Annotated in this window: 13 protein-coding genes; 9 read left to right on the top strand and 4 right to left on the bottom strand. The window is 54.5% G+C overall.

The features are described from left to right. Positions 1 to 512: 512 nt before the first annotated feature. The 7 genes from HQN87_RS30285 to HQN87_RS30315 all read left to right on the top strand — a co-directional run bounded on the left by HQN87_RS30285 (position 513) and on the right by HQN87_RS30315 (position 9,417). Positions 513 to 1,502, top strand: a complete 990-nt coding sequence (locus HQN87_RS30285) for an ABC transporter permease (RefSeq protein ID WP_173140772.1) — start codon at positions 513 to 515, stop codon at positions 1,500 to 1,502. Positions 1,503 to 1,520: 18 nt separating this feature from the next. After that, entirely contained in the window at positions 1,521 to 2,411 is an 891-nt protein-coding gene (locus HQN87_RS30290) for a carbohydrate ABC transporter permease (protein WP_173140774.1), read from the top strand. A gap of 96 nt (positions 2,412 to 2,507) precedes the next feature. Beyond that, positions 2,508 to 4,211, top strand: a complete 1,704-nt coding sequence (locus HQN87_RS30295) for a type 2 periplasmic-binding domain-containing protein (RefSeq protein WP_173140776.1) — start codon at positions 2,508 to 2,510, stop codon at positions 4,209 to 4,211. Positions 4,212 to 4,299: 88 nt separating this feature from the next. Next, the gene (locus HQN87_RS30300; RefSeq protein ID WP_173140778.1) at positions 4,300 to 6,195 is read left to right on the top strand and encodes a sensor histidine kinase; all 1,896 of its coding nucleotides are present in this window, start codon (positions 4,300 to 4,302) and stop codon (positions 6,193 to 6,195) included. Further along, positions 6,192 to 7,775, top strand: a complete 1,584-nt coding sequence (locus tag HQN87_RS30305; protein WP_173140780.1) for a response regulator — start codon at positions 6,192 to 6,194, stop codon at positions 7,773 to 7,775. Before HQN87_RS30300 ends, HQN87_RS30305 begins: the two co-directional genes overlap by 4 nt. Positions 7,776 to 7,905: 130 nt before the next feature. Continuing rightward, complete coding sequence (locus HQN87_RS30310) at positions 7,906 to 8,709, top strand: AAC(3) family N-acetyltransferase (RefSeq protein WP_173140782.1); 804 nt, start codon at positions 7,906 to 7,908, stop codon at positions 8,707 to 8,709. A 69-nt stretch (positions 8,710 to 8,778) separates the two neighbouring features. Then, positions 8,779 to 9,417, top strand: a complete 639-nt coding sequence (locus HQN87_RS30315) for a histidine phosphatase family protein (protein WP_173140784.1) — start codon at positions 8,779 to 8,781, stop codon at positions 9,415 to 9,417. A 376-nt stretch (positions 9,418 to 9,793) separates the two neighbouring features. On the opposite strand, the gene HQN87_RS30320 is transcribed toward HQN87_RS30315, so the two are convergent. Together HQN87_RS30320 and HQN87_RS30325 are read right to left on the bottom strand one after the other, a co-directional pair. Further along, positions 9,794 to 11,068: an MFS transporter gene (locus tag HQN87_RS30320; RefSeq protein ID WP_173140786.1), complete on the bottom strand. Its 1,275-nt coding sequence runs from the start codon at positions 11,066 to 11,068 to the stop codon at positions 9,794 to 9,796. A gap of 5 nt (positions 11,069 to 11,073) precedes the next feature. After that, entirely contained in the window at positions 11,074 to 11,979 is a 906-nt protein-coding gene (locus tag HQN87_RS30325) for an ArsR/SmtB family transcription factor (RefSeq protein WP_173140788.1), read from the bottom strand. 187 nt (positions 11,980 to 12,166) lie between these two features. Between HQN87_RS30325 and HQN87_RS30330 the strand changes: the two genes are divergently transcribed. Continuing rightward, positions 12,167 to 12,769 (top strand): RNA polymerase sigma factor, encoded by a 603-nt coding sequence (locus tag HQN87_RS30330; protein WP_436836498.1) that lies wholly within the window; start codon positions 12,167 to 12,169, stop codon positions 12,767 to 12,769. Next, positions 12,756 to 13,907 (top strand): DUF4179 domain-containing protein, encoded by a 1,152-nt coding sequence (locus HQN87_RS30335; RefSeq protein WP_173140790.1) that lies wholly within the window; start codon positions 12,756 to 12,758, stop codon positions 13,905 to 13,907. Before HQN87_RS30330 ends, HQN87_RS30335 begins: the two co-directional genes overlap by 14 nt. A 167-nt stretch (positions 13,908 to 14,074) precedes the next feature. Here the strand turns inward: HQN87_RS30335 and HQN87_RS30340 are convergent, their stop codons facing one another. Both HQN87_RS30340 and serS read right to left on the bottom strand, forming a co-directional pair. Then, positions 14,075 to 19,174 carry an S-layer homology domain-containing protein gene (locus tag HQN87_RS30340; protein WP_173140792.1) on the bottom strand — a complete coding sequence of 1,700 codons (5,100 nt, stop codon included), beginning with the start codon at positions 19,172 to 19,174 and terminating at the stop codon, positions 14,075 to 14,077. Positions 19,175 to 19,775: 601 nt separating this feature from the next. Then, complete coding sequence (gene serS, locus HQN87_RS30345; RefSeq protein ID WP_173140795.1) at positions 19,776 to 21,056, bottom strand: serine--tRNA ligase; 1,281 nt, start codon at positions 21,054 to 21,056, stop codon at positions 19,776 to 19,778. Positions 21,057 to 21,254 lie beyond the last annotated feature (198 nt).

Consider the following 21,254-nt stretch of genomic DNA (forward strand, 5'->3'; position numbering starts at 1 on the left):
AATAGCGGATGAATCCAGTTTCTGGGAGTCGGGGTTCCCCCTCCCCCAGAAACACCTGCACCCCCAACCCGTAACCCGGGGAGGTACTTCTACTCTCTTACACAAACTTCTTGACGCTACCCTGGTGGGTGAAATGAGGTGTATAAGTGCTCTTTAATTTGCCGGAGAGAGTTGGGTGGGTGAAATAAGGTGCATAAATGCACCTTGGCACGCCCTGGCCCCACCCCACCGCGCCCCCTGCCCAACGTGCTACCCGTCCCACCGCGCTACCCGCCCTACCGCGCTACCCGCCCTACCGCGCTACCCGCCCCACCGCGCTACCCGCCCACCGCGCAACCCGCCCCACCAATATGCCGGAAGCAGCCAGGTATATGAAAGGATGTGCCAAGCCGAAATATGAGCCCCTAAATACGAAATCTGGGACCTATCACGGAGGGACTAAAACGCATACAATAAGTACACAGAGATGAAAACGCTTCACAATAAAGATAGGTATTCTGGAGGTCCATACGATGGAGAACAAACGAAGCACCAAGCCTGGTCCGGGAATCGGACCGCTTATTCCGGCCACAATCGAAACCGGTTCAGGTCGCAAGAATTCACTGTGGAAAAGGTTTGTAGCCCAGCGTCATCTGCAGACGATGGCCCTGCTCGGCGTAGCCTGGATGGTCATCTTTAACTACATTCCAATCTATGGCTTGATTATTTCCTTCAAGGAATATAACATCGTCAAGTCGATTGCCGAAGCCCCGTGGGTCGGTCTGGAGCATTTCCGGGAGCTGTTCGCTGACGATGATCTGCCGAATGTCATCCGCAATACGCTCGGCATCAGCTTGATCAAGCTGCTTATCGGGTTCCCGCTGCCGATTATATTCGCACTGTTTCTCAATGAGGTCCGTTCCATCCGGTATAAGAAAGCGATTCAGACGATCTCTTATCTGCCGCATTTCCTGTCCTGGGTCGTGCTTGGCGGCATCCTGGCCACCTGGCTGGCCGATGTAGGGATTATTAACAATATTCTGCTTGCCCTGAATCTGATCGACCAGCCGATCACTTACCTGGCGGAACCTAGTTACTTCTGGACCATCATCATTACCTCGGACATTTGGAAGGAGCTTGGCTGGTCAGCGATTATCTATCTCGCGGCGATCGCAGGTGTCTCTCCCGAAATGTATGAGGCGGCTACGATTGACGGGGCGGGACGTTTTCAGAAAATGTGGTTTGTCACACTTCCAGCAATCCGGGCAACGATCAGCATTCTGTTCGTGCTGGCAGTCAGCGGTGTACTGAACTCCAACTTCGACCAGATTCTGGTCCTGCGCAATTCACTGAACGACAGTACTTCTAACGTAATTGATTACTACATCTATCAGACAGGTATTATCTCTAACCGCTTCTCCTATTCTGCGGCGGTCACCCTGGTCAAAGCGGTCATTGCACTGATTCTGCTGCTGATTGCCAATCAGGTATCCAAAAAAATCAACGACACGTCGCTGTTCTAGGACAAGGAGGACCTATATATGTTTGCTCTCAAACGTAAAACCAAAGGCGAGGCTATCTTCGATATTGTCAACAACCTGGTGATGCTCTGCGTGTGCTTCCTGACGCTGTATCCGATCTGGTATGTGCTGGTCAACGCCTTCAATGACGGCAATGATGCCATGCTGGGCGGAATCTACTGGTGGCCGCGGATGATCACCCTGAAGAATTTTGAAGCAGTCTTCGCAAGTCCGGGGATTATGCTGGCGATGGGGATTACGGTTGCCAAGACGGTCATCGGTGTGGCTGTCCATGTCTTCTTCACCGCGATGGTAGCTTATGCGTTATCCCGCAGGGATCTGGTCGGCGGCAAAATTTACATTCTAATCGGTACGATTACCCTGTTCTTCAACGGCGGTCTGATTCCGACCTTCCTGCTGAACCGCGATCTTCATCTGCTCGATAACTTCCTGGTCTATATCATTCCTGTCATGTTCAGTTTCTTCGATCTCATCATCTTCATGACCTTTTTCCGGGAAATTCCCGACGGTCTGGATGAGGCGGCGCGGATAGACGGAGCCAACGACTGGTCCATCCTCCTGCGGATCGTGCTTCCGGTATCCATGCCGGTTATTGCGACCATTGCGCTGTTCCATGGCGTATATCAGTGGAATGATTATTTTGCCGGTATCATCTATGTCAACAATGTGGATCTGCAGCCGATTCAGACCTATCTGTTCCGGGTCGTGGCCCAGTCCAGTTCCAATACCATGATGACCGCTGTTCAAGGCAGCGCAGCAACGAGAACGGTCACTTCGCAGTCTATCAAGCTGGCAACAATGGTAGTGACAACGCTGCCTATCGTGTTCGTCTATCCATTCCTGCAGCGTTACTTCGTCAAAGGCATGATGATCGGCTCGATCAAAGGCTAAACAGCCAAACCACAGGTAACTCCTCCAGCGCCCGGGTGTCTTAAGGGCTACGGGGTTGAGCTTATAATTAATTTTCTCTAGAAAAGGGGTAAACAAATGGGCATGAAACATAAGCCAAAGAAAATGGTCCTGCTGCTCTTGGGACTAATGCTGACCTTCTCTGCAGCGGGCTGTTCCAGCAATAATAATGCCGCAAGCGGAAATAAGGGGAATGACAAGCCGGCCAACACCGAAGCTACTACGGCACCGGCGACTGACACCACAGCCACAACAGCACCGGCAGCTTCAGCTGATGAACCGGGCTGGAAAAGCGACACTTCACCGATTACGTTTGACTGGTATCTGAACTTTGCCTGGTTCCCGAATAAATGGGGTGTAGACCCGACTTCGCAATATATTACCAAGAAGACCGGCGTTAATCTTAACTTTATCGTTCCGGCAGGTAATGAGAATGAGAAGCTGAACACGCTGATTGCTTCCGGCAAGCTGCCGGACTTCATCACACTCGGCTATTGGGAAGATGCCATTAAGAAAATGGTCGAAGGCGAGCTGGTGCTTCCGCTGAACAAGCTGGCTGAAGAATACGACCCGTATTTCTTCAAAGTGTCCGATAAAGACAAACTGGGCTGGTACACCCAGCCGGACGGCAATGTATACGGCTATCCTAACTCCTCCTCTTCTCCTGCAGATTACGAGAAATACGGCGATACCTATGTATCGAACCAGACCTTCGTAGTCCGCAAGGATATCTATGAAGCAATCGGCAGCCCGGATATGCGTACGCCTGAAGGATTCCTCGCTGCGCTGAAGGCGGCACAGGAGAAATTCCCTCAGGTCAACGGCCAGCCGCTGATTCCGCTGGGTCTGCATGAGTTCACTGAGAACGGCAATGACTCGCTGGAAGGCTACATTCAGAACTTCCTGGCAATTCCTTGGGAAAAAGACGGCAAGGTGTATGACCGCGAGACAGATCCTGAATATGTACGCTGGATGAAGACTCTCCGTCAGGCGAATCAGGACGGACTCTTGGCGAAGGACATCTTCATTGACAAACGTGCACAAATGGAAGAAAAGATCGTGCAGGGCCGCTACTTCGCTATGCTGTACCAGCGGACTGACTTTGCTTCCCAGCTCGGAACGATTTCGCAGAAGAATCCCGATCAGGTCTATATTGCTGTAGACGGACCGGCCAACACTAAGATGGACCCGCCTGAACTGAACGGCCCTGGGATCTCCGGCTGGACGGTAACGCTGATCTCCAAGGATGTTAAGGATAAAGCACGTGCGATTAAATTCCTCAGCTATCTGAACAGTGAGGAAGGCAACAAGGATCTTTATCTGGGCGAAAAGGGTGTCAGCTATGATACAATTGACGGCAAGGACCAGTTCCTTCCCGAAGCGCTTAAGCTGATGAACACGGACCGTGCAGCATTTGATAAGCAATTCGGCTCCTCGTTCACGTTCTGGATGATGCAGAATACGAATATTACGGACCAATGGAAACCGGAATCGGTTGAGCCTTACAAACAACTGGAAGACTGGACCAAAGGCAAGTCGATTAATACTTCCGAATTCCAGCTGATCGACCCTACCGGCAACTCGCCGGAAGGCATTGTCGCCACCAAGCTGAAACAGCTGCGCGGCAAAACGATGCCGAAGCTGCTTATGGCAGATTCCGATGCGGAATTTGATAAGATCTGGAGCGAATATCTGACCAAAAAAGAAAAAGAAGGCCAAGCGACCTTCGATGCTTACCGTCAGACGAAATATGAAGAAAACAAGAAAAAGCTAGGAATGTAGCTTTCTATACCGGACCCAATTGCCCGCCGTCCGCGGGCTTTTGGGTTATTTTAAAGTTGGGCGGCAGAAAGGTAACGGAGAGGTGAGCATGCGCGAGCGTACAGGAGCATTATGGAATTCTTTCCGCTATTGGTGGGGGCGGAGGTCACTGCAAAGCCGGCTGATTGCGGCCTATATCTTCATTATTCTGGGCCCCAGCCTGCTGGTGTCCTTCTATTCGTATAAGGCAATCAACAATACCTATATGCGGGATTCCATCGAGAAGAACAGCTATCTGCTGCAGATGGAGAAGCTCTATGTGCTCAACCAGATTGAAGCGATGGCACGGGTAGCCCAGATGGCATCTTCGGATAAAGGGGTGGAGAGCTATCTCGTCAGTGAAGACGATCCCACACTTGGGGAACTGATTGATTTCAATACAACCACCTATGTGAGCTTGAGCCAGATGCAGTTCAATAATCCGAATATAGAGCATTTGCGGCTTTTTTCCGCCAGCAGGAATGTGCATGAGCTGTGGCCGGTGATCTTCCGTGAGGACCGGGTATCCATGGAGCCGTGGTTTCAAAAGGCACTGCAGCGGGAGGGGGAGCACTTCTGGTCCTTTCAAAAGACCGATCCCGACCTCATGAGGCGCTATTCCGGGGAAGTGGAGCCTGGCCCCGCCAAGGTCTCCCTGCTGAAAGAGATCAGCATTCCTAAAGGCCACCATGTCGGAATGGTTCAGGTGGATATGCTGCTGAGCAAGTTCGTGCCCAAGGCGTATACGTCTGTACAGGATAATGAATCCCAGATGATGCTCGCTGATGCGGAGCTGAATCTGTTTACCCGGACGGACCACTCTGTCTTGCCGGAGAATGCGGGATTGGCTGCGGCCATCAAAGACAGGCTGGCGGTATTCCGCAAGACTGGTGAATGGGAGATGGAATATAAGGAGAACGGGAATTCCTTCATGTTAATTCAGGCGCCGCTGGAGCAGATTGACGCCTCGCTGGTCACGGTGGTCTCGATGAAGGGCTTAATGATGGATATTTCGCGGACGCGGAATCTGATAATCGGGGTGAACATCGGCTTTATTTTCCTGGTGACGGCCATTGCTTATGTGCTGAACGCATTTATTCTGAAGAATCTCCGCCGCCTGACCGAAACGATGAAAAAAGTGCGCCGGGGCGAGCCGTATGGCAGTATCCGGGTTAGCGGGGGCGGTGAGGTCGGTGAGCTGGCACATCATTTCTCCAAGCTGATGAACACCATCAATACGCTGGTCGCGCAGGCGGTGCATAAGCAGGCGTTGTCCAAGGAAGCGGAGCTGCGGACCCTGCATAATCAGATTGACGCCCATTTCCTCTATAATACGCTGGAGAATATCAAAATGCTGGCGGAAATTGAGAATCAGCGGACGATCTCAGATGCTCTGACCCGGCTCGGCGGTATGATGCGGTATAATTTCAAGTGGACCGGTGAATATGTGAAGCTGAGAGACGAGATCCGTCACATTCAGAATTACGTAGAGGTAATGAATATAAGGTTCGAACACACGATTCAGTTGGAGCTTAATATTGACAGCACTTATCTGGAAGTGGAGGTGCTTAAGATGTCACTGCAGCCGATTGTTGAGAACAGCGTGAAGCATGCCTGGAACGCAGAAGGGGTGGAGCTCACGGACCGGATTGTACGAATTGATCTTACGGAGGCCGAAGGTGATATCTTCATTGTCGTCCGCGATAATGGTCTGGGGCTGACCCCGGAGCGGCTGACCCAGCTGCATGAAGGGATTTATGCGAAGGAGGAACCGGGGGCGGACCCTTCCGGGACCAGCAGAGGCGGATATAAGGCGGGAGGCGTCGGGCTGCGTAATGTGCATCAGCGCCTGCAGCTATTCTACGGTGAGGCCTATGGACTGGAAGTGCAGAGCGAAGCAGGGAAATGGACCGCTGTGTACATGTCTCTGCCCAAAGTTCTATTAACGGGGGATAACCAGCGATGACGAATCTGATGATTGTAGATGATGAAAAGATGATCCGCCAAGGCCTGAAGGTGATGATCGAACGGGAATATCCGGCTCTCTACAGTATATCAATGGCAGGAAACGGTGCCGAAGCACTGGAGCAGTACAGGCAGCAGCGGCAAGATGTGATTATAACCGATATCCGGATGCCGATCATGGACGGAATTACGCTGCTGGAACGGCTGTCTGCGGAGGCAGGACCGGGAGAGGCGCCGGCTGTCATTATCCTCAGCGGACATGATGACTTTGAATATGCCAAAAGCGCGATCCGCTACCGCGTCAAGGATTATCTGCTGAAGCCGATCCGCCGCGAGGAGCTGTTCGAGATTCTTGAACGGATTGCCAGGGAGGAGGCGGACCGGGAGTCCAGCAGCCACAAGCAGAAGCAGGAAGCAGAGGGCTACCGCCGTGAGCTGCGGGCTGCCCGCCTGCGGGGACTTCTGATGCAGCAGGAGGCGGAAGTATCGGCTGCACAGCAGGAGGAGCTTGCGGGGCTTGCGGTGCCTTTTACCATAGGCGTATTGAGCTATTATCACAGCGACGGCGTACGGATGAAGGCCGGGGATGTGCAGGGGCTGCTGGAGCAGCTCATAGGACCACTGGAGCAGAAATTCACAGAGATCCTGACGGATGGAGACGGGAAGCTGGTGCTGGTTGGCAGCGGAGAGAGCTTCCTGGAGCTGGCAAGGAAGGCCGAAGCGAAGGAGCTTAAGCGGCTGCTGCTCGGAATCAGCAGTGAGAGCCGCAGTGCGGAGCAGTTCCGTACAGGTTACCTCGAAGCCTGCCGGGCGCTGCAGTATACGTTCCTGTCCCCTCAGGCCAGCTTCGTGGACTATTCGGATATTCAGGCCGGGCGCCTGAGCTTCCCTACCCCGGAAGAGGAGCTGCGCAAGCTGCTTAATATGCTGGGGACCGGGCGGGAGAAGGAGATTAAGGCGCTGCTTGGCGTTATTTTTCAGACTGAGCATCTGCTTAATCTGGATCTGGCTTACCTGGAGAACGTAGGGCGGAGTATCAATGAACGCGTGCTCGATGAGGTATTCCGTGTGCATGGTGAGGCTTCGGTGGAAGTCTTGAAGCTCTACCGCCTGGTGGGCAATCTGCACAACTTCCGCCATTTCCACGACTATTACCGTGCGCTGGAGCATTTGCTCCTGAGCGTGAACGATTATATTATAGGAATCAAGTCTGCCCATACCGAACATGCCGACATGGAGGAAGCGCTGGCTTATATCGAAGCGAATTATACCCGTCCGCTGAACATGGCTATGGTCAGTAATTATGTCTCCCTGAACTATTCTTATTTCAGTGAAGCGTTCAAGGCTTATACCGGAGAGAGCTTCGTGCTGTATCTCAAAAAAGTCCGCATTCGCCACGCCAAAGAGCTGCTGGCCGATAACCGGGTCAAGCTGGCCGGTGTCTCGGAGGCTGTCGGCTTTGAGAACAGCAAGCAATTCGCGCGGGTATTCCGGGAGCTGGAGGGCATCTCTCCCGGCGAGTTCCGGGCGAAGCTGCTGATGGGTCGATATCCCGGCCAGGCCGAGGATAAAGAGTCTTAGGGACCGGCAGCGGCCGAAAGTCCAAATGTTCACCGCAGTGACGATGAAGCTTCAAGTTCCACACTTAGGTGCGTCTTATATTAGGTAGTGAGTCTTATTTAGGTTGAATGGAAGGTCTGGAGGTAGGAACATGGAAGAAGTACAAGGAACACTGATTACAGTAGAGACACTTGCCGAAGATTTCCGGAGACTGGGCGTGCAGGAAGGAATGACGGTGCTGCTGCATTCTTCCTTCAAATCCCTGGGGCAGTGGGTAGCGGGGGGACCGGTTGCTGTGATCCTGGCGCTGGAGCAGGTGCTGGGGAAAGTAGGCACACTGGTGATGCCGACGCAATCCGCGGATCTGACCGATCCGTCAGGCTGGAGCAATCCGCCGGTGCCGGAGGCCTGGTGGCCGGACATCCGCGAGTATATGCCTGCGTACGACCCGGACCTGACCCCGCTGAGAGGCATGGGGATTATTCCGGATTGCTTCCGCAAGCAGCAGGGCGTCCGGCGCAGCGGACATCCGATTGATTCTTTTGCCGCCTGGGGGAAGCACCGGGATCTCATCATTGACGGGCATGGTCTGGAGTATGCCTTCGGTGAGCAGTCTCCGCTGGCCCGGATCTATGAGCTGGGGGGAAGCGTGCTGCTGCTGGGTGTAGACCATCTGAATAACACCTCGCTGCATCTGGCGGAATACCGGGCGGACTATGACGGGAAGCAGGAGGTCATGGCAGCCGCGCCGATGATGGTAGATGGTATCAGGCAATGGGTGGAATTCAGTGACTACAACTGGAACTCGGATGATTTTGCGGAGCTTGGTCTGGACTTCGGCAAGGAGACCGGGCTTATTGCCACGGGCCTGGTGGCTGGTTCAAGGGCACAGCTGATCCCGCAGCGGGAGATTGTAGATTATGCGGTGAAGTGGCTGGAACGCAGACGCACATGAGACTTACGGCATCATGAGTTATGATGGATAGAGCAAAGAGAGAGATCGTCTTGAGGGGAGAAGGGTTTCATGACTACAACAACAATATACATTACCCGGCACGGGCAGACCGAATGGAATGTGCAGAAGCGGATGCAGGGCCATCAGGATTCGGAGCTTACGCCGCTTGGGGTGCAGCAGGCAGAGTGGCTGAGCCGGGGCCTGCAGGGTGTTCATCTGGACGCGGTATATGCCAGCTCCAGTACCCGGGCGCTGCGGACTGCAGAGATAATCCGGGGAGAGCGGACGCTGCTGCTAACCGCCTGCGATGAATTCAAAGAGATCGGCATGGGCGTCTGGGAGGGCCGGGATTCCGCGGAGCTGGAGCTTCAGTATCCGGAGCAGCACCTGTTCTTCTGGGGCGACCCGGAGCAGTTCAGTGTCGAGGGCAGCGAGACCTTCGCTGCGGTGCAGGAACGTGCGCTCCGCAAGCTGCGGGAGATTATAGATCTCCACGCAGGCGGCACGGTACTCATTGTGACGCATACGGTAGTGATTAAGGTGTTGATGGCTTATTTTGAAGACCGGGCGATGAATAAGCTGTGGGATCTGCCCTACATCTATCCCACCTGTCTATGCAGGATTGATATTACGGACGGTGTCCCCGAGATTGTGCTGCATGGCGACACCAGTCATTATGAGACCAGTGAGAACGGGATGGAATCCTGAGCCTGAGCGGTCGGAATTCTTGGCTTCATAGGGTGTGATGCTTAGGAATGACTAGTGTGATAGGCGAGTGATAGGTGATAAGGCGATAGGTGATAGGGAACAGGGTTGTAGGCGATGTGCAGTAGGTGACGGGTGATAAGCAACGGCAACAAGGCGATGTGCAAGGCGGGCATCGCCTGTTCGGTGTGTCATGCACACCGTCTTATTGCGGTACGCCCGTGAATAGTGGCTAGCAGTAATAGAGGTTCGAAGCTCTGACGAGTGGTACACGGGCGAAATCCTGCCCAAAGTGCAACAATGTGGCTCAGGCCAACCGGAACCAACCGGAACCAGTCGTAACTAGTCCCAACTGACTTATAGTCTAAGTGTGTCTTGTCTATACAGATATATTGCCCGTTAGAGTAGCATCCCTGCGCAGCCGGGTGGTCTCCTCCAGCACAGACAGGTCGCCGTCCAGCGTCTTCAGGCCGGGCAGGCGCAGGGCCACTCCGGCGTACAGAGCCGGAAGAATGCCTGCGGCAAGCAAAAGAACAGAGATCCCGTACAGCTCAGCCACCGCACCGCCTGCCAAGGCACCGAGCGGCGACAGGCTCCCGCCAATCAGGAAGCGGACCGAATTCACCCGTCCCTGGAGATGGCCGGGGACCAGCCGCCCGTGCAGGGAGGAGCTTAAGGAGCTGAAGAAGGGCCCCATTAGTCCGGCGGCAAATACGGCGAACAAGGCGAAGGAATAGCTGGGGATGAAGCCCCACAGCATCGTGATGATGCCCGATAGCCCCAGGCTTCCGAGCATCACAGCGCGCCGCTTCCGGATCTCACCCATGAGGGAGATTGTACCAAGCCCGGTGAGGTATCCGAGCGCAGAAGCTGTGGACAGTGTGCCCACAGCTGCCGCATCGCGGTGCAGCACTTCACGGACATAAGGGACCATCATGGTCCAGATGGCCATGGAGCTGAGATTGCTGACTGCGGCCATCATCATGATCGTCAGCATGGCGGGGAACTGCCGGTAGAACGAGAAGCCTTCGGCTACCTCCCGGAGATAGCTGGAGACCGAGAAGGCAGCAGCGGGGCCTGCCGCCGCTTGCTTGCCCATCCGGGGCAGCCACAGCAGCATTGCAATCGCAGCCGTATAACAGACCACGTTGACCCCGAGGGCCGGCAAGGCTCCGCTGGCTGCGGTCAGTATGCCCGCAAGCGCCGGACCCAGCAGCGCGGCGGCACCTTTGCAGCCGTCGATGATGGCGAAGGCGCGCATCAGCTTGCCGGTGCCGGCAACGCCGGGAATGACGGCCATTGCCGTTGGCATGAACAGTGCGGAGCAGGCCCCGCTCAGACTGGCGGCGGCGAATAATTGCCAGAGCTGCAAGTGACCGGCGAGGCCCATACCCAGCGGCAGCAGGAGGGCGAGCAGACGCAGGGCTGCCAGGCAGGCCATGAACCGCACACGGGGCAGCCGGTCAGACAGCGGGGAGCCGAGGAGGCGAAGCACCTGCTCAGGAAGCATGGAGCTGAGGGCAAGAGCGCCCATCGCCAGCTTGGAGCCGGTCAGCTCATAGACCAGCCATTCCATCGCCAGCAGCCCAAAAGCATCGCCGAAAGCGCTCAGTGAAACGGTAGACAACAATCCGTAATAGCTGCGTTTATGCATGACCCTCACCCCTTCAGGTAGTCTCCAATTTGTCCCGGCAAAGCATTCAGTGCCTCCAGGCGCAGACTGTAGGAGGTGCTTTTGCCGCTGCTATGAACGATGACCAGACCCGCTGCCCGCAGCGCGATCAGATGGTAGTGGATGGTGCTTTTGGACAAGCCTACCGCCTTCACAATCTCCGTGAAATTGAGCTGGCTGCCGGTAAGCTGCCGGAGAATGAACAACCGGGTCTCGTCCGATAACGCCCGGGTTAGCCGCAGCAGCGCAGCAGCAGGCCGTCCTTCTTCCGGAGGAAGCGCATCGCAGGAATAGCTGGTGAACATGAATTCATTATAGAGAGACGAAATAACCAAAGGGCGTGCATGATACTGAGGCGTAAGAATGACCTGCTTCAGGGTCTCCGACGGATAGAGCCGCATCCCTTCGGTGGCTTGCTCATAAATCTCCATATCATTCGTGCCATCCAGCAGCGCCGCTCTTCCCTTGGCCTCCTGCTCCAGCCCTTCTATAATAGCCGGGTCTATGCTGCTGAAATACCCGTCATTCCATGCCCGGATCACTTCAGCGGCGGAGTCCCGCAGCCCGGCAAGATTCGAGGGAACGCTCTGTCCGAAACGGCCGGAAATGTCATACAGCTCTCCCGCAGACAGCGACTCGAACCAGTTCAGGAATCCCCCTGCCGTGCGGTCTCCGGGACAACTCCAGATGTAAGGAGACAGACTGAAATTATCAGTGAGCTTCAAGACTTCTTTCATTCGCTGGAGCATTACAGGGGCGAACCGGGTCTGCACCTGGCGGACCCAGGGAGTCCCGGCGTCCATGGCATTATGGTTCTGCTTGCCGATAAAAGCATTTAGGCTGGTGAGGCACTCATAGATTGGCGCGAAGTCTAAGGTCACTTTGTAATCCATAGGGTTTCCTGCTTTCTGAAGAAAATGATTTTTGTTCTATAGTTATAGAACTTAATATATGTTTTATAATAAACGAACTAAATTGCATTATCAATAGCGAAGATTCTTGACTCCACTATTTTTTGATGGGCCTGTCACAAAACACAGCATTTTTCAGTTATACCAAGCAGAGAGAGGAGAGGAAGCTGTGGATAAAGCAGAAGTCAGCCGGATGAATACCCGCCCCGAATCAGAACAGGCGAAGGAGCTGGCGGTGGAGCAGACGGTCTTGCAGGTCCAGCAGGGTGATGTGCAGGCATACACCGTAATCATCAGACATTTTCAGCGGCCGATCTATCTGTACTGCTATTACCTGCTGGGCAACCGGGAGGAAGCGGAGGATGCGGCGCAGGATATTTTCATCAGGGCACTGGAGCGGCTGGAGCAGTATTCGGCAAAAGTCTCATTCTCAGCTTGGCTGTACACCATCGCACGCAACCATTGTATGGACCAGATCAAACTCAGGAGTAAGGGCTTCAGGCTGCTCTCCATCTACCGGAAGCATCAGCAGCAGGCGGAGCCGGCCGAAGGTTCACGATATACAGAGGTTGTTCACGGCCTGCTGGAGAGGCTGAGCATGGAGGAGCGGCAGATTCTGCTGTTGCGGGCGCTGGAGGAGCATAGCTTTGAGGAGATAGGGATCATTATGGATATGAATACCGGGACCGTCCGCAAAAAATATGAACGGCTGCGCAAAAAGCTCGGACGCCGCCAAAACAATGGAGGGATAATCGCCCATGAACCAAACTAAGCAGGAGGAAGCTGAATTGGAGCGGATCGGCCGGATGATCCGGGAGACCCCGGTTCGGGTAGATTTGGAAGAACGCATCATGAGCTTGGCGAATGGCGGGCAACCGTCAGGAACAAAGGCAGAAGCTCCAAGACTAACCAGAACAGGCAGGGTGCTGCGGAAAAGCACGGGTATTGCGGCGGCTGTGCTGCTGCTGTTCCTGCTGATTACGAGTACAGAATGGATTTCGCCTACGCTGGCGGCTTCCATTAAGCAGATTCCGGGGATGGATTCCATCTTCAGACTTGCCGGGGATTTGGGGCTGCGGAATGCGGGCGAGCAGGGACTGGCGGCAGTACCTGAGCTAAGCGATACCCATGACGGGCTGACGCTCACTGTGCCTGAAGTGCTGTATGACGGAATTCGTGTATCCCTGGGGATTGAGCGCCATACGGGTGTGGAGAAGTTCCGGCAAGGAGATATTAGTGATCTCATGACAGATATAAAGCTGTCGATTAACGGTGAAGACATCAATAGCTATGGTCCGCTTGGCAGCGGCGGGGGCGGTTCATTCGGCCCGTTCATACTGCGCGGCAAGGATACGGATTCCCGAATCATTCAATTTACGGATTTGCAGAATCAGGGGGGACGGGCCTTCCCGGATGCTTTTGAGCTTACGCTGACTGTAGGTGTACAGGGGATACGGGAGCCTTTTGTGATGAAGCTGCCTGTGGTCAAGAAGACCTACCATAATATTATCGCAGAGCCGATCATCCGCAGCAGCTCAGGTATGACCTTCTCGCTGGAGACCCTGGAGCTTACGCCGATTACGACGCGGATCACCACCCGGGTTGAAAATCCTGCGGATCAGCCTGTCCAATCCGGTAAGGATTACTTGGGCTATGATCTTGTGGATGATCAGGGCAACGTATTGCGGGAGATCAACGGAGGAACCGGCTGGAATGCAGCAGGGGGAAATATCATGGTTGCGGCGGCCCTGTTTGAACCGCTGGAGCATCAGAGCAGCCATATTACGGTCAAGCCCTTCCGGACCTTGTCTATTGACCAGGAGGGAAACAGGGAGAAGGAGTATGTCCCCGAATTTGCAGTAGTAGTGCCTGTATCGGTGTCACTTCCAGTGCCAATGCCGAAGAAGTGAGGAAGCCGGTCTTATTGCGGAAGTTATCGTGCGAAGTCCTATGATTCTGATCTAATATTCGCAAAAAAAGGCGGTTCCCGCAGCGCATTACGCGCCGTGGGAACCGCCTTTTCATTGAAGATGAAACTTGCTCATTCTATAACGCTGCAATGTTTGTTAATGAAATGTTAGTTAATGAATTGAAGAGACTTCAGGGTCTTCTCCAGCATCGTAGCTGCTTCCGCACGGGTAGCCAGCTTCGCCGGAGCAAACGCACCGTCAGGGGTTCCCTGAATGATGCCTGCGGAGGCTATTTCTGCTACCGCTGCCCTGGACCAGGCCGGGATGCTTGAGGCATCGCGGAATTTAGCCAGTACGGCCGGATCGGCCGTCAGGGTCTGGCCGGTGAACTTCATGGCTTTGGACAGTACCGCCGCCATCTCCTGGCGGGTGATCGGGCTGCCTGGCTTGAAGCTGCCGTCTGTATATCCGGTTATTAGGCCTGCTGCGGCTGCCGTCTGAACAGCATCAGCATACCATGCGCCTGCCTTCACATCACTGAAGGTGGTTCCGCTGCTTGCCGGGGCAAGCCCAAGCGAGCGGGTCATCAGCGCTGCGAATTCTGCCCGGGTAATCGACTGCGCAGGCGAGAACGCGGTGTTGCTGGTGCCGGTAATAATCAGCTTGGAGGCCAGCAGGTTAATGGAAGATTGTGCCCAGTGTCCCGTGGTGTCACTGAAGCTCTTAGCGGATTGTACCACCGTGTAATAGCTGTTGCTGTTGCGCTTAAGCGTTACTACCGTATTTCCGTCTGCCGGGACCCCGAAGACAGAAGGTACGAAGGATAGCTTGCCGGTGGCCGGGTCATAGGATATACCCGTTGCACTTTGGGAATTCAGCGCCCCGGTTGCAGTTAGCGTGCGCTTCACATAGGTGCTGCCGAAGTGGTTCAGCGGTACACTCTTGCCGCCCGCCTGGGCGGTGATGCTGAACTCAATGACAGGTGCGGCTATTGTGACAGTACCGTTCAGTGCTGCAATAGCCTTCTTCAGACCATCCAGTGTAGCGGTATCTGCTTGAAGCAGCGATACGGTAACGGTGAAGTCGCTGGTGCCTAGCTGTGCAGCCAGCGCAGTTCCGTTAATCAGGCTCAGCGGGAGCGAGTATGATGCTCCGCCGGTAGAGGTGAACGTAATTACTGTGTTCCGGTTGGCTGCAGTCTGCTGAACCAGTACGCTGCCTGGCAGCACAACCTGGGCACCGCCTGCTGAAGCTGTAAGCGGAATAATCAGCTCACTGGTGCCAGCAGGCATTGCGGCGAGCCGTGCAGTCAGATCGGCTGCAGTAATCGTCGTTACCAGCGGACCCGCTGGTGCGGTAGCTGTCGGGACCGCCGTCGGTGCTGCGGTTCCCGATGGCAGCGTTGTTCCCGGATTTCCACCCGGATCAGCGCTTGGTGCCGGCGTTGGAGTCGGCGTTGGCGTTGGCGTTGCACCCTTCAGATCGGTAATCCGGCCCTCGATGCTGGAAGTCACCGGCTTATGCTTTTTCAGATAGGCCAGCAGGACTTCAAAATCGGGCAGCCCCAGCTCATAATAACGCCCGTCTGCCTTGGCCGAGGCCAGTGCGCGGTAGAAGTCCCCGCCGCCTGCCATGAAGGAGTTCGTGGACAGGAGGTAATAGGCCTTAGGATCAATTGGTAGGTAGGAACCGTCAGGCTGTTTGATCTCTACGGAGATAATCCGTTCCCCGGTCTGAGTGACCTTACCGGTTAATGAATCAATAACCTCCGGCTTTTTGGTAGAGTCATAGGTATATTTCATCCCGGAGACATGGGCGAACCGGCCCTGGTCGGAGGCAAGGCCGCTGACCGAGTTCTCCAGGGAAGAGATAATCTCCGCACCTGTGACTTTAAGTGCTGCAAGTCCGTTGCCGAACGGCAGTGTGGTCAGCACTTCACCCATGGTGATGTCGCCTACATTGATGGCTTCGCGGATACCGCCGCCGTTCTGGATGGCAACAACGCCCTTGATAGAAGCAAGGTCAGAGGCGGAGACAAAGCCTGGCATCAGCTCCGTGACTTTCTCCGCGATACTGTCGGCAATCATATTACCGATCGGTGTTTCCTGCTTACGGACCACACGCTGCGAGTTAAGGTGAGTGTAGAGATCCACATTAGAGTAGCCTACAACCGTATTCCGGACCGTTGCCAGTTCGGCATCAATCGGGGCCAGGATTTTTTTGGCTGCGGCATCTTCACCGAACAGGTTCACATCCAGCAATTTTCCCTGGTATGTCTTAATCTCACCATTCTTGTCGAAGGTAACGTCAAGCTCACCCAGAAACTGGCTGTATTCACCAGTCTGCACAATCAGGACCTTCTTGTCTGTACCCGCATTTACAATTGGGGTTGGCGGGTTGTCCACCTTCGTATGGGAATGTCCGCCGACAATAATGTCGATACCCGGAACGGCCTTGGCCAGCTCCTGATCCACAGTGTAGCCCAGATGGGTGACGGCGATAATCTTGTTAATGCCCTGGGCTTCCAGTGCCTCAACTGTCCGCTTCGCGCTTTCTACATGATCTTTGAAAATAATTTTGTCGCCCGGTGACGCGAGACCGACGGTATCTTCAGTAGTTAAGCCGAAAATCCCGATCTTCTCGCCATATACGTCCTTAATGACCGAAGGATAAATATTGCCGTCCTTGGCTGTACTCTTGGACTCATCTGTCTCAAGGATACCGGTCATCTCATGATAGAGATCGGCAAGCTCGCTATTCTTCGTAGTGAAGTCGATATTGGAGCTGGCGAACGGGAATTTGGCAGCCGTAACGAAATTCCGCAGAATCTCCGGATTCTCCTTATTCATGTCGAACTCATGGTTGCCGAAGGTCATGGCGTCATAACCGATGTTATTCATGAACTTGATGTCTGCCTGACCCTTGAACTGGTTGAAATACAGGGTGCCGGAGAAGACGTCACCAGCATCCAGCAGCACCGTATTGCCTGTCCGCTCGCTGCTGATAGCCGAGGTCCGCTTGGTTACATTCTCCAGATGGCTGTGTGTATCATTGGTATGCAGGACCCGCAGATTGAAATCTGTAGTACCGAAGTCAATTTGAGCGAGCAGCGGATCATGGTCACTTATGCGGATACCTTCTGGATCAAATACTGTATCCTTCGGATAATCTCCCGGATCTGCGAAATCGGCGTTAATATGCACGATATCGAGCTTGCTGGCAGTGGCCAGCTTGTGGTTAACGAGGATGTGATCCAGCGTCTGGGAGTTGCCCTGGAATACATAGGAGTAACGTTCATTCAGCGGCAGGGTATTTACGAGATTCGTAAGCGCACTGCCCTTAAGGATATTCAGCGTGTCTGAGAACTGGAAGTCATTCAGATCGCCGAGTACGACCAGATTAGCATCCGGATTCTTCTGGAGCACATCCTTAGCGAAGCTGCCAACTACCTGGGCGATCTTGGCCCGCTGCACTTCAGTGGTGAAGGCCGGAGGCTGAACGGAACCGAACAGATAGTTGTCGCTGCTCTTGGAATTGAAGTGATTGGCAATGACGATAATCTCTTTACCCTCGAAGATGAATTCGGCAGCCAGCGGCTTGCGCGACTCCTTGAAGGCTTCATTTCCCGGATCAATGCGCCCAGGGTTCAGGCTGAGGCCGGAACCGGGACTATAGCTTACAGAATCCGTGGCTGTACCGGGTGTGCCTGGCTTCAGTGAGACACGGTTCTTGTTGTACAGGAAGCCCGAGCGGATATTGCCGTCTGGAACGCCGCCGTCCTGATTGTTCTGCGGTGCGATGTCCGTGTAAGCATAGTCAGATGCACCGCCGTCAATAGCCCTAATGGCAGCAATCAGCACGTTGTAGTTCTCGCTGGCATCCGTTCCGCCTTTGCCGGTTCCATCATTATCCTGTACTTCCGTCAGGCCAATAATGTCCGGTGTCTTGAGATTGACCACAATGTCCTTGGCTACGTTGGCGATTTTGGCAGAATCATTATGCTGGGAGAAGTTCTCAATGTTAAAAGAAGCAATGTTCAGCTTGTCCGGTTCTCCGGAAGAAAGGGAGGTGACTTCCCTCTTCAGCTTGCTTGGGGAGACATCCGGCAGGCCGCCTGTTTCTGTAGAAACAAGGAATTTGCCGAAATCATAGGTCAGAATACCGGTGATATTGCCGGTGAACTGCTGGCCTGTAGTGAGTACCGGAGCAGTCTTCACCGAGAGAATCAGGCGCTGCGGGTTAAAGTCAGCACCCGTCAGTACCAGTCCGCCGGCAGCGGAACTCACTTCAGTCGCGTTGCCTGTACCATTGACGGTTACTACCGGAATCTCAAAGGTACTGCTGGAAGCATAGTAGACTGCAGGGCCAACGGTTGTCGGCTTAGCAATCTCCAGCCGCATGCCTTCCAGACTCTCATAGAAGTCGATGGCATCGGAGGCCGGCTCGAACTTGGCCGGATTCATACCATCATCGTCAATCACAGCCGTTGGAATGAGGCGTCCCCCGGTGCCGAGCAGGGTGGGAGCCGGAAGCGGATTACCGCTGCTGACAACCGTGGTTTGGCTGGCAGTAATCTGAGTGGTGGACAATTGCCCGGAGCGGCCGAATTCCTTCACTACACCGTCTATCGTGACCGCATCGCCTGGTTTAACGGCGCGGCTTCTTCCTTTGTGATAGATTTGGATAGCTTCGGAGGTCTTGATATCCGTATCCATATCAGCAGCTGCGGATTGTATATAGAAGCTGTCCGCATCCTTGATATAGGTAACAATACCTTTGACATTCACGACCATAGTGTCAACGTAAGGTGAGGTGTGTCCTGCACCCTGAATCTGATTAATCTTCAGACCTGTCTGTGCAGGGACAACACTGTATTCAAAAGTGGATGTTGGACCTTTCTCCAAACCGGGTAATGAGGAGTAGGCTGTAATAGTAAGAGAGGTATAACCGGAATTCACAGTAATGGGGGTATTATATAATTGGTCTGTCACTTCTGCGCTAGTGCTCTTGTTGGCGTAGACGCTGTAGTATACGCTTGCCGTTACGGGGGTACTTAAAGTAATAGTAGATCCTGTGCCGATCTTGGTGCCCGAAGCAGGCGACGCGGTAACCGGGGGTGCCTGAGTGATCGCGGTGTCTGCTGCTATAACCGGCTCTGCCGAGGCCAGGCCTGAGCCTGCTGATAATCCCGGGAATATCCCGGATAATAGCAATGCTGCCGCCAAGAATAGACTGAGCGGCTTCCTGCATTGTGAAGAAAGTTTCATGTGAGTATACCTCCCCATAAAATATCATTCGTACTCTATTATAATAGAGATAATATGAATCTAGCGCAATTTTTCGGAAAAATTTGTTAAGTGCGCATAAAAAAATAGTGAAAAGTAATGAAATATATAAATGTTTAATATGTTTTACACGAAATTTATTATGTTTTCTGAAAAACATGTAAACTACATGTTATTTATATGCTAATAAACGGCGCTTCCCCTCCTAATTGGGGGCTGGGCCGCTTATTTGTTGTTTGCGCATAGAGTTGAGGTTAAGCGGCAGTCTTTGAATCACCGGATTGACGAGCCTGAATTGTATGCGCAAACATGTTTTTGAAGGCACAACTCCCGCATGAAAATGAGCATTGGGTGGTGTGGAGGCACGTGAGTGAAGTGTAGGCGAAAAACCGAACACATTGGGTGGTGTGGAGGCACGTGAACGAAAATGTAGGTGAAAAACCGAACACATTGGGTGTTGTGGAGGCGGGAAGGTGTGTGGGCTGGATGAAGCCCGAAGTGAACAAAAGGGGCACTAATGCCCCTTAATTCGCCTGGTGCCCCAAAAGTGGGCGGATGAGTAGCCGGTGGTGTTAAGGTGAGATTACTTGTGTTCGATCCACTCAGCCCCGCCCATATAAGGCCGCAGCGCCTGCGGGATATAGAGCGTTCCGTCCTCCTGCTGGTGGTTCTCCAGCAGCGGAATCAGAATGCGGGGAGTGGCCACCGCAGTGTTGTTAAGGGTATGGCAATATTGCAGCCGCCCGTCTTCATCGCGGTAACGGATGCCTGAGCGGCGGGCCTGGAAGTCGAGCAGGTTGGAAGCCGAATGCGTCTCCCCATAAGCTTCTCTGCTGGGCATCCAGGTCTCGATGTCATACTGCTTATGGGTCTTCATCGCCATGTCGCCGCTACAGACAGCGACTACCCGGTAAGGCAGCTCCAGCAGCTGCAGAATATGCTCTGCATTGCCGAGAATCTCCTGGAGCATCTGCTCCGACTCAGCGGGGTCGTTGCGGCACATTACCACCTGTTCAATCTTCGAGAACTGGTGTACCCGGTACAGCCCGCGCACATCGCGGCCGGCCGAGCCTACCTCGCGGCGGAAGCAAGCCGACATCCCGGCCAGCCGCAGCGGCTGCTCAAGCTCCAGCGTCTCATCGCTGTAGAGCGAGACCAGCGACACCTCCGAGGTGCCGGCCAGCCAGCGCTTCTCTCCCGTCAGCTCGTAGGTCTGATCCATGCCGCCGGGGAAGAATCCGGTCCGCTCCAAGGCCTCCGGCCGGACGATCACCGGCACATCCATGACGGTGAAGCCGCGCTGCATCAGCACATCCAGGGCCAGCCGCTGCACAGCGAGGTGCAGCAGCAGACCGGCTCCCTTCAGCACATAGCTGCGGGGGCCGCCGGCCTTGACGCCGCGCGGAAGGTCGAGGATGTCGTGCAGCTCTCCGAGCTCGACATGGTCCCGCGCGCGGAAGCCGAATACCGGCGGCGTGCCGTACCGCCGCAGCTCCACGTTCGCGCTATCATCCGGCCCGATCGGCGTATCGGCCGATACAGGATTCGGCGCGAGCAGCAGCAGCTCCCCGCAGCGGCGCTCCGCCTCCAGCAGCTCGGCCTCAAGCTTCGTCAACTCGCCATTAAGCGTCCGCACCTGCGCCTTGGCCTGTTCTCCGCCTTCGGCGTCGCCCTGGCGCAGCCGCCGCTCGACCTCTTTGGTCAGCGCGTTCCGCTCCGCCCGGCGCTGTTCGGTCTCCCGGCGGGCCAGCCGCCGCCGGTCATCCCATGCCAGCAGCTCCGCAAGCGGGAACTCCAGCCTTTTCCACTCTGCCGTCTTCCGTACAATGTCCTCATTCTCCCTGATCCAATTCATGTCCAGCATGCCGCATCCGCTCCTTCTTGGGGTTAAAAAAATGCAAAAAACGCCCTCATCCATGGGACGAGGAGCGTCAGCTCGCGGTGCCACCCAGGTTGACCTCATTCACGTTAAGCAACTCTAATGCACGGAATAAGGCCCTCTTTGGTCTTCGCGGTAACGGGCGAAACCCGGTAAACTTAGGGAACAGGGAGCTGCTCCGGT

This window comes from Paenibacillus tritici, from assembly GCF_013204885.1.
In the GTDB taxonomy this organism is placed as follows: domain Bacteria; phylum Bacillota; class Bacilli; order Paenibacillales; family Paenibacillaceae; genus Paenibacillus_AQ; species Paenibacillus_AQ tritici.

Bases quoted from the DNA above. Each gene is read 5' to 3' on its own strand.
- HQN87_RS30340 (WP_173140792.1), bottom strand. From the start codon at position 19,174: ATGAAACTTTCTTCACAATGCAGGAAGCCGCTCAGTCTATTCTTGGCG.
- HQN87_RS30320 (WP_173140786.1), bottom strand. From the start codon at position 11,068: ATGCATAAACGCAGCTATTACGGATTGTTGTCTACCGTTTCACTGAGC.
- HQN87_RS30305 (WP_173140780.1), top strand. From the start codon at position 6,192: ATGACGAATCTGATGATTGTAGATGATGAAAAGATGATCCGCCAAGGC.
- serS (WP_173140795.1), bottom strand. From the start codon at position 21,056: ATGCTGGACATGAATTGGATCAGGGAGAATGAGGACATTGTACGGAAG.
- HQN87_RS30335 (WP_173140790.1), top strand. From the start codon at position 12,756: ATGAACCAAACTAAGCAGGAGGAAGCTGAATTGGAGCGGATCGGCCGG.
- HQN87_RS30315 (WP_173140784.1), top strand. From the start codon at position 8,779: ATGACTACAACAACAATATACATTACCCGGCACGGGCAGACCGAATGG.
- HQN87_RS30325 (WP_173140788.1), bottom strand. From the start codon at position 11,979: ATGGATTACAAAGTGACCTTAGACTTCGCGCCAATCTATGAGTGCCTC.
- HQN87_RS30300 (WP_173140778.1), top strand. From the start codon at position 4,300: ATGCGCGAGCGTACAGGAGCATTATGGAATTCTTTCCGCTATTGGTGG.
- HQN87_RS30295 (WP_173140776.1), top strand. From the start codon at position 2,508: ATGGGCATGAAACATAAGCCAAAGAAAATGGTCCTGCTGCTCTTGGGA.
- HQN87_RS30290 (WP_173140774.1), top strand. From the start codon at position 1,521: ATGTTTGCTCTCAAACGTAAAACCAAAGGCGAGGCTATCTTCGATATT.
- HQN87_RS30285 (WP_173140772.1), top strand. From the start codon at position 513: ATGGAGAACAAACGAAGCACCAAGCCTGGTCCGGGAATCGGACCGCTT.
- HQN87_RS30310 (WP_173140782.1), top strand. From the start codon at position 7,906: ATGGAAGAAGTACAAGGAACACTGATTACAGTAGAGACACTTGCCGAA.